Here is a 14,761-nt window from a genome sequence, read left to right on the forward strand (position 1 = left end):
AATGTGATTCGACATTCTCCACTCATACTAAACACACTGTCACTTGACGCAGGGCTGAAAGTTCTACAGCAACGGTATACCAATATGATAATGGTTTACTAAATTTTCTGGGGATCCCTCAGGGGATAGCCCCGTCAATTTCTGTTTACTCAATCTGTATGTTGACGCTGTATTTTTTAACTTTGTTTTTACGAGCGTCATTACGGGTTTGAAGCACTCTTAGCTCATATTTACCGGAAGCGGGAAGGATGTACTGACCATTGTCATCAAGCTCGGGAGAATATCTGGAGAGATCAACAGAGTCGCTAATTCCTGGCCCAAAGAGGACAATATCAGCCCCCTCATTGGAGATACTGATGTGCACCTTCTGGCCTTTTTTGGCATAGAAGTTATATGTGTCGTAATCGTACCCCTTTATCTCTCCTGAGTACTGGGCGCTACTATGCCCCTTTCTGAACTCAACATTAATGTCCTTGCCAGCGGCAGAGGCCGTTGAGGTTAGCAGTGCAAAAAGAAAAATGGTTTTACCTATGTCATTGATTTTCATGTGTTTTTCTCCTCAGTCAGAGTAAAGCTGTTCGCTGTTATAATATAACAATTTTTGGCAGGCATTTTCCATGAACTTCCCGTCTGGGAGCTGCTATGGAGCGTGAGTGGTGTCAGAGAAGAGAAAATCAAGCCAGAGATAATCTGACAGATACCTGTACGGATAACTGTCAGATCTGAAATGAGCTAATACATCTAAATTAAGGGTTTATTGTTCTCAACATCTTCAATATATAAGAGTGTATTATCGATAGAATAGTAACGACGTTTATTATCGTTAACGTCAGTAACCCACCGGAAGACACCCGCATTCGCGAGCGTTATACAATATTCCCGAAAAGTAGATCTTCTGGCAATGTGAGTCCGGGCTGCTTTTATTACTTTCTCAGGGTTCTTAGTGGCACTGACTTTTAATAGATTTCTGCTTCCTCTTATTAACAATACCTTGTCATCGTGTGTAACGATCCTAATGTTATCTGTAGCAAGATAGTAAATGTAATGCGCAATATGATGACGTTTTAACTCTGTGTAAAACCAGGAAAAGTTTAGCTCCGTTCTCACTTGCTCAAACATCTTTTGGAAAATAGCAACCTGATCCATCAGGGGGAATAATCTCTTGTTGGTTGTGAGAGTTTGTAGTTTGCATGATTGGTGCTATTCCTTCAATCAGATCCGATGACTTAATGTTGTCTCTGTACTGCATTCATGATTTCCCGTTATTACTGGCAGCGCAGTAAGACAAAATCATTACAATAAAAGCTTTCAACGGCGCATTTTTTCAACGGTTGTAGTTGGTGATAAAGACGTACTAAATGTAGGGTTATGGTGCGTGTGTTTGGTTAGGTTTTGCTATTCGTTCTTCAGTGTTGTTTTTATTAAATGTTATGTTATAACATTATGTGATGTTGAAGCGGGAGGACAAACTGGATGATGATTGTTAATAAATTGGCTTTTGCTCTGGGGTTACTATTAGCAGGCAACTATGCACTTGCTCATGGGCATCATTCACATGGGGCACCACTGACAGAAATGGAACAAAAAGCAGCAGAGGGTATTTTTGATGATAATAACGTGAAGGATAGATCCCTCGCTGATTGGGAGGGTATTTGGCAATCGGTGTACCCCTTGCTTCAAAGTGGTGATCTTGATCCTGTCTTTAAAATGAAAGCAGAAAAAGAACCGGGTAAATCATTCGCAGATATTAAAGCCTACTATCAGAAGGGATACATAACAGATGTTGACACAATTGGCATCGAAAATGGTGTTATGGAGTTCCATCGAGGGGAGGAGATGACTTCCTGTAAATATAATTACAGTGGGTTTAAAATACTGACATATAAATCAGGGAAGAAAGGTGTGCGTTATCTGTTTGAGTGCCGGGAACCAGCCAGTAAAGCCCCTAAGTTTGTGCAGTTTAGTGATCATATTATTGCCCCTCGTAAATCATCCCATTTTCATATATTTATGGGGAATACGTCACAACAGCAGTTACTTGAAGAAATGGACAACTGGCCAACTTATTATCCTTATCAGTTACAGACGAAAGAAATTGTGGATGAGATGCTTCACCACTAATTCATTCCTGCATGGTCATCAAATATTGAGACTATTTTTCTGATATACCACGGACTTTCTGTACGTCCACAATGGAGAATTCGTAGCAAAGATACTCCCGCTGCCTGAAACAGCGGGAGAAAAGATTACTTCTGAATTAAATAACGAATGGTCGGCCCGTCTTGTTGGATATCCAGTACGGTATAGCCGTGGTTACGTGCGTCCAGTGGAATATTATTAATTGACTGCGGACAGTCGCTGACCACTTCGAGGATCTCGCCTTTTTTTAACTGCGGCATCGCCTCAAGGGTCGCGACCGCCGGATAAGGGCAGGGTTCGCCCACCATATCAAGACGGTAATCAGGAACGATATTTTTCATGCAATCTCCTTAGCAGTTTGCAGCGCCGCGCGGCGGAAGAAGCGTTTCTCCCAGCCGATAATCAACATCAGGGCAGCGAACAACAGTAAATATGTCACCAGCAGGCCGCCCATTGGGCCAAAGGTTTTCAGCAGGTTGATTTTGTCCCAGTCGGTGGCCAGTGCCGGGGCGAAGTCATCCCAGTAATAAGCCAGAATCGTTGAGCCGATAACATTACCCAGCCCAACCCACCAGTAGTGCACCTGGCCTTCCACTGCACGGTACATCCAGCCAGTTTCGCAGCCGCCCGCCAGCACAATACCAAAGCCAAACAGTAACCCGCCAATGACGGCGTTCGGGCCAGCCCACATGATTTTCGGTTCTACACCTAACTGTACGTAACTGAAAATACCGATGGCACTTACCGCCATACCGATAATGATCGCTTTCGCCATATGGGTACGCCCGGTGATCCACATATCGCGGAACGCCGAAGTAAAGCAGATTTGCGCGCGTTCAATCAGTAAGCCAAAGCCGACGCCAAACAGCATTGCCAGCCCCAGCTTCGGTTGATTCATCGCCGTTAACAGCGCCCAGCCCAACATGCCAAAAAAGACCAGCATCCCGAGGCGGAAACGACGCCGTGCCTGATCTGGTTTTTGTGTTAGCGGTGAGGCGGCAGAGACTTTTTGCATTTTTACCGGGATACGGAAGACTGGCAGCAGAGTAAAGCGTGCACCAAACCATGAGCCAATGGCGGTGGCGATGGCAAAGAACCAGGCGTGCAGTGAGAACTGCGGAATGCCAGTGAAAAATGCAGCCAGGTTACAGCCCATCGCCAGACGCGCGCCGAAACCAGCGATAATCCCGCCAATAATAGCCTGCATAATGCGGATACGGCTGCGCGGCATACGTAATTTAACGTTGTTGGCCCACAGAGCCGCGGCAAAACAGCCGCCAAACATACCAAGAATCATCATCCCGTCAATGCGGGTTAATGGCGATCCTTCCAGATGGATAATTTTAAAATAGCCCCACTCTTCGGCATGGACGCCAAACAGTTGCAGGAGCTGACCACCCCAACGGGTAAATTCGCCGGTAACAGCCCAAAAGGTGCCGGTGATGCCAAAATAATAAGTGGAGAGAATACCCGCCGCGATGACCGCAGGGATGGGGGCCCAGAATTTAATCAACCAGGCTTGTTTGAATTGCTGCCATGACATGTATATAGCCTCTGAACTCAGAAGGTTTGAAACAAGAGCCGCGAATAATACACCAGACAAATTCTTTTTCGTGGTAATAATTCACAAAAATAATGGTTAGATCAAATTTCTCTTTGGGCCTGGAAAGGCTGGCAGCATCAAGGCATTAATGCCACAATCTTCTTTTCTTCTCATGCAGGATGAATGATGAAAAAACTCGCAATTGCAGGCGCACTTATGCTGCTGGCTGGCTGTGCCGAAGTTGAAAATTATAACAATGTTGTGAAAACGCCCGCGCCAGACTGGCTGGCGGGCTACTGGCAGACTAAAGGGCCGCAACGTGCTCTGGTCAGCCCGGAAGCGATAGGTAGCCTGATTGTCACTAAAGAGGGTGATACGCTGGATTGCCGTCAGTGGCAGCGGGTGATTGCTTTACCGGGTAAGTTGACGCTGATATCTGATGATCTCACTAACGTTACTGTCAAACGTGAACTGTACGAGATTGAGCGTGACGGTAACACTATTGAATACGATGGCATGACGATGGAACGCGTGGATCGACCAACGGCTGAATGTGCTGCTGTGCTGGAAAAAGCGCCGTTGCCGACGCCACTACCGTAATGAAATATCCCCGGTTTGCCGCCGGGGATGTGTTTAAATCACCTCTTCGATAACCCACACACTGACGCTACCGCCGTTGCAAAAAAAGGTCGCTTCGCCATTTTCATCGGTCACCACGCTCTCTTGCCGATTGCCCAGAAAATCACGCCAGGTTTTATTGCCGTAATTCTCTCCCAGATGAATGGTTTTTTCGCCATCGTCACCGTTTGACATCACCACCACACAGCCTGGATATTCGTCGGTGCCGCTGCGACTAAAGGCAATACAGTTCGGATGATCGAAAAATAACGTCTGTACACCGTGGGCGAAGCGCTGGCGGGCGAGGATTAACTCATCGAGCTGTTCGATTATTGGCATATCTATCAGATAGGTTTGCCCGTCACCGCCGACATCTTCGTAATGAGCACCGTACAGATCAGGGTAGAACACTGAAGGGACGCCATTTTCCCGCAGCAAAATAAGGGCATACGCCAGCGGTTTAAACCACGGTTCTACCGGAGCTTCAAGGGCTTGCAACGGTTGGGTATCGTGGTTGGCGACCAGTGTAACGGCATGGAAAGGATCGGCTTCCACCAGCGTACCGGTGAATATCTGCGTCATATCGTAGTTGCGCCCCATTCGGGATGCTTCATGGAATTTCATTTGCAGCGGCGCATCAAATAGCATGGTTTTGCCTTCTACCTGGGCAATATATGTTTGCAGCTTATCTACTTCACGCGACCAGTATTCCGCCACAATAAATAGCGGTTTTGGCGCGACTTCCTGCACGTGTTCGATCCACTCTTTATAAAACCAGGCTGGAATATGTTTTACTGCGTCGAGACGAAAACCGTCGCACTGCGTTTGCTCCATCACCCAGCGTGCCCAGTATTTAAGCTCTTCCGTGACGGCATGGTTGCGAAAATCGATATTTTCGCCCATCAGATAGTCGAAATTACCTAACTCATCATCAACCTGGTCATTCCAGCCTTCGTCGGTGTAGTCGTTGACGATTTTAAAAATGCCATCTTCGTTTGGATTTTCGATATGGTCGATGCCGCTAAAACATTTGAAGTCCCAGATGAACTGCGAGTATTGACCGGCACGAGCCGGGAAGGTGTAACGGGTCCAGCCTTCGCACTCAATGATTTCATCATCAATTTGCGTGCGATCATCTGCATTGACGCGCTGTACGCGAATGGCTTCTTTTTCGTCAGCCCCCATTTTGTGGTTGACGACCACGTCCAGCAGTACGGCAATGTCATTGCGTTTGAGTGCGTCAATGGCCGCCAGCAACTGTGCTTTATCGCCATATTTGGTGGGGATGCTGCCTTTCTGATCAAACTCGCCTAAATCAAATAAATCATAGGAGTCGTAGCCAACAGAATACCCGCCCGATGCGCCTTTATAGGCGGGCGGCAGCCAGATCATATTGATACCAATATCATTTAAACCGTCGGCGCGCTCGGCCAGTTCAGGCCAGAGCTTGCCGCCTTCCGGGTAATACCAATGAAAACATTGCAACAGCGTGGGGTTACGCATTCTTCGACTCCGCTCAAGGGGAACATTAGAAGCGTAGCCGTAATCGGATTATTCGCGAGCAATCAGCTCTTTAAGCTTCAAAAGAGATTTTCCTGCGGCGCCAGCACGTAGCCACCCTGATCGCCGTAGGTGCTTAACACCGATTTTTGCATTGATGACTGACCGACCAGTTTCGCCAGTTCATCCATCCGAATCTGCAATAACTGTTTTACTTTGTTTTCGTTTTCCAGAACGAGGCGCAGCATAGGTCTGAGTTGCTCCTGGATCATGGCAGAGGGTTCCATTTCTTCCGTTAAGTGTGCAATTTTTTGCACCGCATTGACATATTCCATTTCGCTGGCGATGAGTTCATCCCACCGTCCTTCTGTCGCCAGGCGTAACATGAGCTGGCTTTTTTCGACGAGTTGTTGCCAGGCAAAATACAAGTGCGGTGCATGGTTCATCAGACAGGGTCCTGAATCAATGAAGGGGAGAGTAGAGACTCTTTCCAGGCATCGGCAAGATTGCGCATTAAAGTTTCCACTTCTGCGACTGCGGAGACATCGTTGCGTAAATTAGCTTGCAGCAAACGCCTGATCATATAGCTATAGAGTGCAATCAAATTCTGGGTTAATTCGTCCTGACTTTCTTCGTCAAGACTGAGTCTCAGCCCGTTCTCAATAATGTTGATCGCTTTTGACAAAGAGACGCCTTTGCCTTCCTGATTGTTGTCCTGCATAAACAAGCGCGCTCTTACCAGCGCACTCAACACGCCGTCAAATAGCATGGTGACCAGTTGCTGTTGGCTGGCACTCATTACGGCGCTTTCGACGCCAATTTGTGCGTAGGCCTGGGTGCCTTTTGCGCTGTACATTGTCTCTCCTGAGATTATTTCGAACTGCTATTTGAGGTGTCGAACTGTTGTGTCAGATAGCTGCTGGTGGAGTTCAGCGAGTTCATTAACACATCTAATTGGGTGAACTGGGCTTTATAGCGCGCCATTAATGTATCGATGCGTTCGCTGGCGGCATTGTATTGATCGGTCAAATTGTTCAGCGTTTTGCTGACGCCATCTTTTGCGGCCTGGATTATCCCGGTGGAGGAGAGCCAACTGGTCAGGTTGCTGCTAATGCTGGTGGTTACGCCTGTACTTTTACTGTCACCAATAAACATTTCACCGACGCCAGCAGCATCTTTTTTCAGCGCTGTTTGCAGTTTGTCGGTCGCTATTTCCAGCTTTCCGGTACTGGCATCGCTGGTAATGCCAATTTGTGCCAGCGTTTTATAGTTTGAACTGCTGTGGGTATTGGCGAGCAAGGTTTTAAGCTGAGTCTGGATGGTACGCAGTGTGGAGTCACCGAGTAATGCACCATTGCTGGAATCCTGGTTTTCAGCACCGGCATCGACGGCTGTGTATTTCGTTAAGTTGCTGAAGGTATCCTGTAATGCGTTATAGGCATCCACCCACGCTTTAACCGCATTTTCAGCTTTGGATGTATCTTTACTGATGGTCAGTGTCTGATTACCGGTGGTGACGTCATTCAGGTTGAGGGTGATATCTTCCAGCGCGTCACTGATAGTATTGCTGCTGTTTTCAATCTCAACGTTATTGACCGTCAGTTTGGCGTTCTGCGCGGTGACGCTTTCAACCATGCCATTGCTGCTATCACCCGAAGTTCCGTTGTAACCCATAAAACTTTGCAGGGTGCTGTCACCGCTGACGCTGAGCTTCATGGCGTTGTCGCTACCGGTATCATTGGCGGTGATGGACAAACGATACTCGCCGTTACCCACATTGATGATACTGGCGCTGACACCAGCTTTGGCGTTGTTAATGGCATCGCGAATGCCGGAGAGCGACGAATCAGCCGCACTGATATCAATCGTGACCGGCTCTTTACCGCCGCCTTGCTGGATGGTCAGTACGCTATCGCTGGTGGCGATGGCGACTTTACTGTCTTTTTGACTATTTTGGGTGGTCAGCGTCTGCGCCTGCGCCAGTTGGCTGACGCTAATGGTGTATTTCCCGGCAATTGCGCTGCCCGTGGTCGTGGCGCTGAAAGCTGATGAACTGCTGGTGGTTGAGGTGGCGGTAAATAAATCGGCTTTATTCAGTGCTGTATTGGCCGTCTGGAAACTCTCCAGCGCGCTTTTCAGCGTCCCGTAAGCGCTCAGTTTCGCGGTGTAAGAACTTTGCTGTTTCGATATCGGCGTCAGGGTAGATTTTTCTGCCGCCTCCAGACTGTCGAGGATGCTGCTTAAGTCCAGCCCCGACCCAACCCCAAGCGTTGAAATACTCGCCATATAGATTCCTTAATCATGCGACATGTAGAACGAATACCGGGGTTATCGGCGTAAGTGGGGCAAAGTTTACGATTTATTTTTGGGCTTAATGACACGAACAGCAACGAGGAAGGGGAGTATTTCGACCGCTAGAAAAAAATTCTAAAGGTTGTGAGTGACCAGACGATAACAGGGTTGACGGCGACGAAGCCGAAGGGTGGAAGCCCAATACTTAAACCGTAGACTTGAAAACAGGAAAATGAATTATGGCACAAGTCATTAATACCAACAGCCTCTCGCTGATCACTCAAAACAACATCAACAAAAACCAGTCTGCGCTGTCGACTTCTATCGAACGCCTCTCTTCTGGCCTGCGTATTAACAGTGCGAAAGATGACGCTGCCGGTCAGGCGATTGCTAACCGTTTCACCTCTAACATTAAAGGCCTGACTCAGGCTGCGCGTAACGCCAACGACGGTATTTCTCTGGCGCAGACTACAGAAGGTGCGTTGTCTGAAATCAACAACAACTTGCAACGTGTGCGTGAGTTGACCGTTCAGGCGACGACCGGTACTAACTCTGATTCTGACCTGTCATCTATTCAGGACGAAATCAAATCCCGTCTGGATGAGATTGACCGTGTTTCCGGTCAGACCCAGTTCAACGGCGTGAATGTACTGGCAAAAGACGGTTCGATGAAGATTCAGGTTGGCGCGAATGATGGCCAGACTATTAGCATTGATTTACAGAAAATTGACTCTTCTACATTAGGGTTGAATGGTTTCTCCGTTTCTGCTCAATCACTTAACGTTGGTGATTCAATTACTCAAATTACAGGAGCCGCTGGGACAAAACCTGTTGGTGTTGATTTCACTGCTGTTGCGAAAGATCTGACTACTGCGACAGGTAAAACTGTCGATGTTTCCAGCCTGACGTTACACAACACCCTGGATGCGAAAGGGGCTGCCACCGCACAGTTCGTCGTTCAATCCGGTAGTGATTTCTACTCCGCGTCCATTGACCATGCAAGTGGTGAAGTGACGTTGAATAAAGCCGATGTCGAATACAAAGACACCGATAATGGACTAACGACTGCAGCTACTCAGAAAGATCAGCTGATTAAAGTTGCCGCTGACTCTGACGGCGCGGCTGCGGGATATGTAACATTCCAGGGTAAAAACTACGCTACAACGGCTCCAGCGGCGCTTAATGATGACACTACGGCAACAGCCACAGCGAACAAAGTTGTTGTTGAATTATCTACAGCAACTCCGACTGCGCAGTTCTCAGGGGCTTCTTCTGCTGATCCACTGGCACTTTTAGACAAAGCCATTGCACAGGTTGATACTTTCCGCTCCTCCCTCGGTGCCGTTCAAAACCGTCTGGACTCTGCGGTAACCAACCTGAACAACACCACCACCAACCTGTCTGAAGCGCAGTCCCGTATTCAGGACGCCGACTATGCGACCGAAGTGTCTAACATGTCGAAAGCGCAGATCATCCAGCAGGCGGGTAACTCTGTGCTGTCTAAAGCTAACCAGGTGCCGCAGCAAGTTCTGTCTCTGCTGCAGGGCTAATCGTCGTAATATAATGACAGCAAACGCCAAATTGCCTGATGCGCTACGCTTATCATGCCTACAAGGTGAATCGCAATTAATTAAATTTGCATATTCGCGTAGGTCGGATAAGACGTTTACGCCGCATCCGGCAAGATGAGGCGGACTTTGTCAGCTATCTTAACCCCGCTCCAGCGGGGTTATTCTGCTCGCTATTTACCGATTACCCCAAATAACCCCTTATTTCACCCATTAATCGTCCGATTAAAAAACCTGCAGAAACGGATAATTATGCCGATTATTTATATAACGCAGGGCTGTTTATCGTGAAATCACTCTATACCGCTGAAGGTGTAATGGATAAACATTCGCTGTGGCAGCGTTATATCCCGCTGGTGCGTCACGAAGCATTGCGCCTGCAGGTTCGACTGCCCGCGAGTGTAGAACTTGACGATCTGCTACAGGCCGGCGGCATTGGATTACTTAATGCTGTTGAACGTTATGATGCCCTGCAAGGAACGGCATTTACAACTTACGCAGTGCAGCGTATCCGTGGTGCTATGCTGGATGAACTTCGCAGCCGTGACTGGGTGCCGCGCAGCGTGCGACGCAATGCACGTGAAGTGGCGCAGGCAATAGGGCAACTGGAGCAGGAACTTGGCCGCAACGCCACAGAAACGGAAGTGGCAGAACGTTTAGGGATTGAAATCGCTGATTACCGGCAAATGTTGCTTGATACTAATAACAGCCAACTTTTCTCTTATGATGAGTGGCGCGAAGAGCACGGTGATAGCATCGAACTGGTTACTGACGATCATCAGCGGGATAACCCGTTACAGCAGTTACTGGACAGTAATTTGCGCCAGCGGGTAATGGAAGCCATCGAAATGTTGCCGGAGCGCGAACAGTTGGTATTAACGCTCTATTACCAGGAAGAGCTTAATCTCAAAGAGATTGGCGCGGTGCTTGAGGTCGGTGAATCGCGGGTTAGTCAGTTACACAGCCAGGCTATTAAACGGTTACGCACCAAACTGGGTAAGTTATAACTCAGGTAAATGCCGCACATTAATTTTGAATACCAGGAGTTCTTAATAATGATGCAGCACCAGAAAAGGCGACCATTAAGCCGCTATCTTAAAGATTTTAAACACAGCCAGACTCATTGCGCATATTGCCGTAAATTACTCGATCGCATTACCCTGGTTCACGATGGCAAAATAGTCAATAAAATCGAGATTTCCCGTCTTGATACGCTGCTTGATGAAAATGGCTGGTATGAGGAACAAAAATCATGGGCAGCGTTATGCCGTTTCTGCGGTGATTTACACTGCAAAACCCAGAGTGATTTTTTTGATATTATCGGCTTTAAGCAGTTTCTTTTTGACCATACTGAAATGAGCCCCGGTACAGTGCGCGAATATGTGGTTCGTCTACGTCGTTTGGGTAATTATTTAAGCGAACACGATATTTCCTCTGACCTGTTGCAGGATGGTTTTCTTGATGAAAACCTCGCCCCCTGGCTGCCCACCACCAGTACCAATAATTATCGCATCGCATTACGTAAGTACCAGTGTTACCAGATGCAAACCCGCGGCGACCTTGCGCAGAAATCCCCCAGTCTGTCAGCTTCTGATATATATTAAATAAGAATAAGATGTAGCAGAGTTGTTTTTGTGTCTACGAACAATGGCTCTACACTGCAAACCAACATAACAACATTCGGGGTGAATATGAAATTAGTACATCTGGGGCGTCAGGCGTTGATGGGTGTTATGGCCGTGGCGCTGGTTGCGGGTATGAGCGTGAAAAGTTTTGCCAACGAAGGCCTGCTCAATAAAGTAAAAGAGCGTGGCACGTTGCTGGTGGGACTGGAAGGGACTTACCCGCCGTTTAGCTTTCAGGGCGATGACGGTAAATTGACCGGTTTTGAAGTGGAGTTTGCTCAACAACTGGCAAAACATCTGGGCGTTGAAGCCGCATTAAAACCGACCAAGTGGGATGGTATGCTGGCGTCCCTGGATTCTAAGCGCATCGATGTGGTGATTAATCAGGTTACCATCTCAGATGAACGTAAGAAAAAATACGATTTCTCTACCCCTTACACCATTTCCGGTATTCAGGCGCTGGTGAAAAAAGGTAATGAAGGCACAATAAAAACCGCAGACGACCTGAAAGGTAAAAAAGTTGGCGTTGGTTTAGGCACCAACTATGAAGAGTGGCTGCGTCAGAATGTTCAGGGTGTTGATGTGCGCACCTATGATGATGACCCGACCAAATATCAGGATCTGCGCGTAGGTCGTATTGATGCCATCCTGGTTGACCGTCTGGCGGCGCTGGATTTGGTGAAGAAAACCAATGATACGCTGGCAGTAACCGGCGAAGCCTTTTCCCGCCAGGAGTCAGGTGTCGCGCTGCGTAAAGGTAACGAAGACTTGCTGAAAGCAGTCAACGATGCCATCGCAGAAATGCAAAAAGATGGAACCTTGCAAGCCCTTTCGGAAAAATGGTTTGGTGCTGATGTGACCAGGTAATCAGCATAATGACAAAAAAGGGCGCTTTAATCGGCGCCTTTTTTATTTAAGCGTTTTCAGCGTGCATAATAACAATATCACAACAACAGACATCGGAGGCTTTTATGCCACTGCATAATTTAACTCGTTTTCCACGGTTGGAGTTTATCGGCACACCGACACCGCTCGAATATCTGCCACGTTTTTCTGATTATCTCGGTCGGGACATTTTCATCAAACGGGATGACGTCACCCCGTTGGCAATGGGCGGAAATAAGTTACGCAAACTGGAATTTCTCGCAGCAGACGCCTTGCGCGAAGGTGCTGACACACTGATTACAGCCGGAGCGATTCAGTCTAACCATGTGCGCCAGACTGCCGCAGTGGCCGCAAAACTTGGTCTGCATTGCGTGGCGCTGCTGGAAAATCCCATTGGCACTACTGCAGAAAATTATTTAACCAACGGCAACCGCTTGTTGTTAGATCTCTTCAATACCCAGATTGAAATGTGCGACGCGCTGACCGATCCCAATGCCCAACTGGAAGAGCTGGCGACTCGCGTCGAAGCACAAGGCTTTCGCCCATACGTCATTCCGGTTGGCGGTTCCAATGCTTTAGGCGCGTTGGGCTATGTGGAGAGCGCGCTGGAAATCGCGCAACAGTGTGAAGGGGCGGTTAATATTTCTTCGGTGGTGGTGGCGTCGGGCAGTGCCGGAACGCATGCCGGGCTTGCAGTAGGGCTGGAACAACTGATGCCAGAAAGCGAACTGATTGGCGTGACCGTGTCACGTTCCGTTGCTGATCAGTTGCCAAAAGTGGTTAGCCTGCAACAGGCAATCGCGAAAGAGCTGGAACTGACCGCGTCAGCAGAAATTTTACTCTGGGATGACTACTTTGCCCCTGGCTACGGCGTGCCAAATGACGAAGGCATGGAAGCGGTGAAACTGCTGGCGCGGTTGGAAGGCATTCTGCTTGATCCTGTGTATACCGGAAAAGCGATGGCGGGGCTGATTGATGGCATCAGTCAGAAACGCTTCAAAGACGAAGGGCCGATTCTGTTTATTCATACTGGCGGCGCGCCTGCGCTGTTCGCCTATCATCCTCACGTCTAGCCCCGGAAACGCTCATGCAAGAAAGTATACAACTGGTTATTGATTCTTTGCCGTTCCTGCTAAAAGGGGCTGGGTATACGCTGCAACTCAGCATCGGCGGTATGTTTTTCGGTTTGCTGTTGGGGTTTATTCTCGCGCTGATGCGCCTGTCACCCATATGGCCCGTACGCTGGCTGGCGCGTTTTTACATCTCCATTTTTCGCGGTACGCCGCTCATTGCACAACTGTTTATGATCTACTACGGTCTGCCGCAGTTTGGCATTGAATTAGATCCGGTTCCGTCAGCGATGATTGGACTGTCACTGAACACCGCCGCCTATGCTGCCGAAACGCTGCGGGCAGCGATTTCGTCTATTGATAAAGGTCAGTGGGAGGCGGCTGCCAGTATTGGCATGACGCCGTGGCAAACTATGCGTCGCGCAATTTTGCCGCAGGCGGCGCGGGTGGCACTGCCGCCGCTGTCGAACAGCTTTATCAGCCTGGTGAAAGATACCTCACTGGCCGCGACGATTCAGGTGTCGGAACTGTTTCGTCAGGCGCAGTTGATAACCTCGCGTACTCTGGAAGTGTTCACCATGTATCTGGCGGCTTCGCTCATCTACTGGATTATGGCGACAGTGTTATCGACGCTGCAGAACCATTTTGAGAATCAACTAAATCGCCAGGAGAGAGAGCCAAAATGAGTGCCATTGAAGTTAAAAACCTGGTGAAAAAATTCCACGGTCAGACGGTGCTGCACGGTATCGATCTGGAGGTCAACACCGGCGAAGTGGTGGCAATTATCGGCCCGAGTGGTTCCGGCAAAACCACGTTGCTACGCAGCATAAATTTGCTGGAACAGCCAGAGGCGGGGACCATCACCGTTGGCGATATTACTATTGATACCGCACGTTCGTTAAGTCAGCAAAAATCGCTGATTCGCCAGTTGCGCCAGCACGTCGGGTTTGTGTTCCAGAACTTTAATCTGTTCCCGCATCGTACGGTGCTGGAAAACATTATTGAAGGGCCTGTGATCGTTAAAGGCGAACCGAAAGAAGAGGCAACGACACGCGCCCGCGAACTGCTGGCGAAGGTCGGGCTGACGGGGAAAGAGACCAGCTATCCGCGTCGTTTGTCCGGCGGTCAACAGCAACGTGTGGCGATTGCGCGTGCGCTGGCGATGCGCCCGGAAGTCATTCTGTTTGACGAACCTACCTCGGCGCTGGATCCGGAGCTGGTGGGCGAAGTCCTGAATACCATCCGCCAACTGGCACAGGAAAAGCGCACGATGGTCATTGTGACGCACGAAATGAGCTTTGCTCGTGACGTTGCTGACCGCGCGATCTTTATGGACCAGGGGCGGATAGTCGAGCAGGGGCCAGCAAAAGCGTTATTTGCTGATCCGCAGCAGCCCCGTACCCGCCAGTTCCTTGAGAAGTTTCTGTTGCAATAATAAGAAAAAATCAGCCCCGTCGGCTTTCCAGACGGGGCGAGAACGCGCTCTCAATCTGGTGAATTGCTTAACAAATCAGCATAACT

The 14,761-nt window shown here is 48.7% G+C and carries 17 protein-coding genes; 9 read left to right on the forward strand and 8 right to left on the reverse strand.

Going from position 1 to position 14,761, the window contains the following annotated elements; translation table 11 throughout:
* Positions 1-145: 145 nt before the first annotated feature.
* Positions 146-547 carry a g-type lysoyme inhibitor PliG gene (gene pliG, locus C0K55_RS04495; protein ID WP_105266656.1) on the reverse strand — a complete coding sequence of 134 codons (402 nt, stop codon included), beginning with the start codon at positions 545-547 and terminating at the stop codon, positions 146-148.
* A 194-nt stretch (positions 548-741) separates the two neighbouring features.
* On the reverse strand, positions 742-1,146 hold the full coding sequence (locus C0K55_RS04500; RefSeq protein ID WP_016248821.1) for a DUF1398 domain-containing protein: 405 nt from the start codon (positions 1,144-1,146) through the stop codon (positions 742-744).
* A 327-nt stretch (positions 1,147-1,473) separates the two neighbouring features.
* Between C0K55_RS04500 and zinT the strand changes: the two genes are divergently transcribed.
* A complete protein-coding gene (gene zinT / locus C0K55_RS04505; protein ID WP_001516569.1) occupies positions 1,474-2,121 on the forward strand; it encodes a metal-binding protein ZinT in 648 nt (215 codons plus the stop codon).
* 125 nt (positions 2,122-2,246) lie between these two features.
* On the opposite strand, the gene yedF is transcribed toward zinT, so the two are convergent.
* Entirely contained in the window at positions 2,247-2,480 is a 234-nt protein-coding gene (gene yedF / locus C0K55_RS04510) for a sulfurtransferase-like selenium metabolism protein YedF (RefSeq protein WP_000790504.1), read from the reverse strand.
* Positions 2,477-3,682, reverse strand: coding sequence for a selenium metabolism membrane protein YedE/FdhT (gene yedE, locus C0K55_RS04515; protein ID WP_001516568.1), 1,206 nt, complete (start codon positions 3,680-3,682; stop codon positions 2,477-2,479). Before yedE ends, yedF begins: the two co-directional genes overlap by 4 nt.
* 186 nt (positions 3,683-3,868) lie before the next feature.
* Here yedE and yedD point away from each other — a divergent pair, with 186 nt between their 5' ends.
* Positions 3,869-4,282 carry a lipoprotein YedD gene (gene yedD, locus C0K55_RS04525; RefSeq protein ID WP_001516567.1) on the forward strand — a complete coding sequence of 138 codons (414 nt, stop codon included), beginning with the start codon at positions 3,869-3,871 and terminating at the stop codon, positions 4,280-4,282.
* Between the two features lie 33 nt (positions 4,283-4,315).
* On the opposite strand, the gene amyA is transcribed toward yedD, so the two are convergent.
* The 4 genes from amyA to fliD all read right to left on the reverse strand — a co-directional run bounded on the left by amyA (position 4,316) and on the right by fliD (position 8,086).
* Positions 4,316-5,803, reverse strand: a complete 1,488-nt coding sequence (gene amyA, locus C0K55_RS04530) for an alpha-amylase (RefSeq protein ID WP_105266657.1) — start codon at positions 5,801-5,803, stop codon at positions 4,316-4,318.
* 77 nt (positions 5,804-5,880) lie between these two features.
* Positions 5,881-6,246 carry a flagella biosynthesis regulatory protein FliT gene (gene fliT / locus C0K55_RS04535; RefSeq protein WP_001015042.1) on the reverse strand — a complete coding sequence of 122 codons (366 nt, stop codon included), beginning with the start codon at positions 6,244-6,246 and terminating at the stop codon, positions 5,881-5,883.
* Positions 6,246-6,656, reverse strand: coding sequence for a flagellar export chaperone FliS (gene fliS / locus C0K55_RS04540; protein WP_000286599.1), 411 nt, complete (start codon positions 6,654-6,656; stop codon positions 6,246-6,248). The genes fliT and fliS overlap by 1 nt, the downstream gene beginning before the upstream one ends.
* A 14-nt stretch (positions 6,657-6,670) precedes the next feature.
* Positions 6,671-8,086, reverse strand: a complete 1,416-nt coding sequence (fliD, locus tag C0K55_RS04545; protein WP_105266658.1) for a flagellar filament capping protein FliD — start codon at positions 8,084-8,086, stop codon at positions 6,671-6,673.
* A gap of 245 nt (positions 8,087-8,331) precedes the next feature.
* Between fliD and C0K55_RS04555 the strand changes: the two genes are divergently transcribed.
* The 7 genes from C0K55_RS04555 (at position 8,332) to tcyN (ending at position 14,675) form a co-directional block, all read left to right on the forward strand.
* Positions 8,332-9,642: a FliC/FljB family flagellin gene (locus C0K55_RS04555; protein WP_000079767.1), complete on the forward strand. Its 1,311-nt coding sequence runs from the start codon at positions 8,332-8,334 to the stop codon at positions 9,640-9,642.
* 305 nt (positions 9,643-9,947) lie between these two features.
* On the forward strand, positions 9,948-10,667 hold the full coding sequence (gene fliA / locus C0K55_RS04560) for an RNA polymerase sigma factor FliA (protein ID WP_000839544.1): 720 nt from the start codon (positions 9,948-9,950) through the stop codon (positions 10,665-10,667).
* 45 nt (positions 10,668-10,712) lie between these two features.
* Positions 10,713-11,264: a flagella biosynthesis regulatory protein FliZ gene (gene fliZ / locus C0K55_RS04565; protein WP_024191890.1), complete on the forward strand. Its 552-nt coding sequence runs from the start codon at positions 10,713-10,715 to the stop codon at positions 11,262-11,264.
* Positions 11,265-11,351: 87 nt separating this feature from the next.
* The gene (gene tcyJ / locus C0K55_RS04570; RefSeq protein WP_000779811.1) at positions 11,352-12,152 is read left to right on the forward strand and encodes a cystine ABC transporter substrate-binding protein; all 801 of its coding nucleotides are present in this window, start codon (positions 11,352-11,354) and stop codon (positions 12,150-12,152) included.
* A 104-nt stretch (positions 12,153-12,256) separates the two neighbouring features.
* Complete coding sequence (dcyD, locus tag C0K55_RS04575) at positions 12,257-13,243, forward strand: D-cysteine desulfhydrase (protein ID WP_001128252.1); 987 nt, start codon at positions 12,257-12,259, stop codon at positions 13,241-13,243.
* Positions 13,244-13,257: 14 nt separating this feature from the next.
* Positions 13,258-13,926 (forward strand): cystine ABC transporter permease, encoded by a 669-nt coding sequence (gene tcyL, locus C0K55_RS04580; protein WP_105266659.1) that lies wholly within the window; start codon positions 13,258-13,260, stop codon positions 13,924-13,926.
* Complete coding sequence (gene tcyN, locus C0K55_RS04585) at positions 13,923-14,675, forward strand: L-cystine ABC transporter ATP-binding protein TcyN (protein WP_001516561.1); 753 nt, start codon at positions 13,923-13,925, stop codon at positions 14,673-14,675. Before tcyL ends, tcyN begins: the two co-directional genes overlap by 4 nt.
* Positions 14,676-14,761: the final 86 nt, after the last annotated feature.

Origin of the sequence: Escherichia sp. MOD1-EC6098, assembly GCF_002965865.1 — a bacterium.
Lineage (GTDB): Bacteria > Pseudomonadota > Gammaproteobacteria > Enterobacterales > Enterobacteriaceae > Escherichia > Escherichia marmotae.

Coding starts and splice junctions, on each gene's coding strand:
- tcyL (WP_105266659.1), top strand. CDS start 13,258: ATGCAAGAAAGTATACAACTGGTTATTGATTCTTTGCCGTTCCTGCTA.
- fliD (WP_105266658.1), bottom strand. CDS start 8,086: ATGGCGAGTATTTCAACGCTTGGGGTTGGGTCGGGGCTGGACTTAAGC.
- tcyN (WP_001516561.1), top strand. CDS start 13,923: ATGAGTGCCATTGAAGTTAAAAACCTGGTGAAAAAATTCCACGGTCAG.
- tcyJ (WP_000779811.1), top strand. CDS start 11,352: ATGAAATTAGTACATCTGGGGCGTCAGGCGTTGATGGGTGTTATGGCC.
- yedD (WP_001516567.1), top strand. CDS start 3,869: ATGAAAAAACTCGCAATTGCAGGCGCACTTATGCTGCTGGCTGGCTGT.
- amyA (WP_105266657.1), bottom strand. CDS start 5,803: ATGCGTAACCCCACGCTGTTGCAATGTTTTCATTGGTATTACCCGGAA.
- yedF (WP_000790504.1), bottom strand. CDS start 2,480: ATGAAAAATATCGTTCCTGATTACCGTCTTGATATGGTGGGCGAACCC.
- fliS (WP_000286599.1), bottom strand. CDS start 6,656: ATGTACAGCGCAAAAGGCACCCAGGCCTACGCACAAATTGGCGTCGAA.
- yedE (WP_001516568.1), bottom strand. CDS start 3,682: ATGTCATGGCAGCAATTCAAACAAGCCTGGTTGATTAAATTCTGGGCC.
- zinT (WP_001516569.1), top strand. CDS start 1,474: ATGATGATTGTTAATAAATTGGCTTTTGCTCTGGGGTTACTATTAGCA.
- C0K55_RS04500 (WP_016248821.1), bottom strand. CDS start 1,146: ATGGATCAGGTTGCTATTTTCCAAAAGATGTTTGAGCAAGTGAGAACG.
- pliG (WP_105266656.1), bottom strand. CDS start 547: ATGAAAATCAATGACATAGGTAAAACCATTTTTCTTTTTGCACTGCTA.
- dcyD (WP_001128252.1), top strand. CDS start 12,257: ATGCCACTGCATAATTTAACTCGTTTTCCACGGTTGGAGTTTATCGGC.
- fliT (WP_001015042.1), bottom strand. CDS start 6,246: ATGAACCATGCACCGCACTTGTATTTTGCCTGGCAACAACTCGTCGAA.
- C0K55_RS04555 (WP_000079767.1), top strand. CDS start 8,332: ATGGCACAAGTCATTAATACCAACAGCCTCTCGCTGATCACTCAAAAC.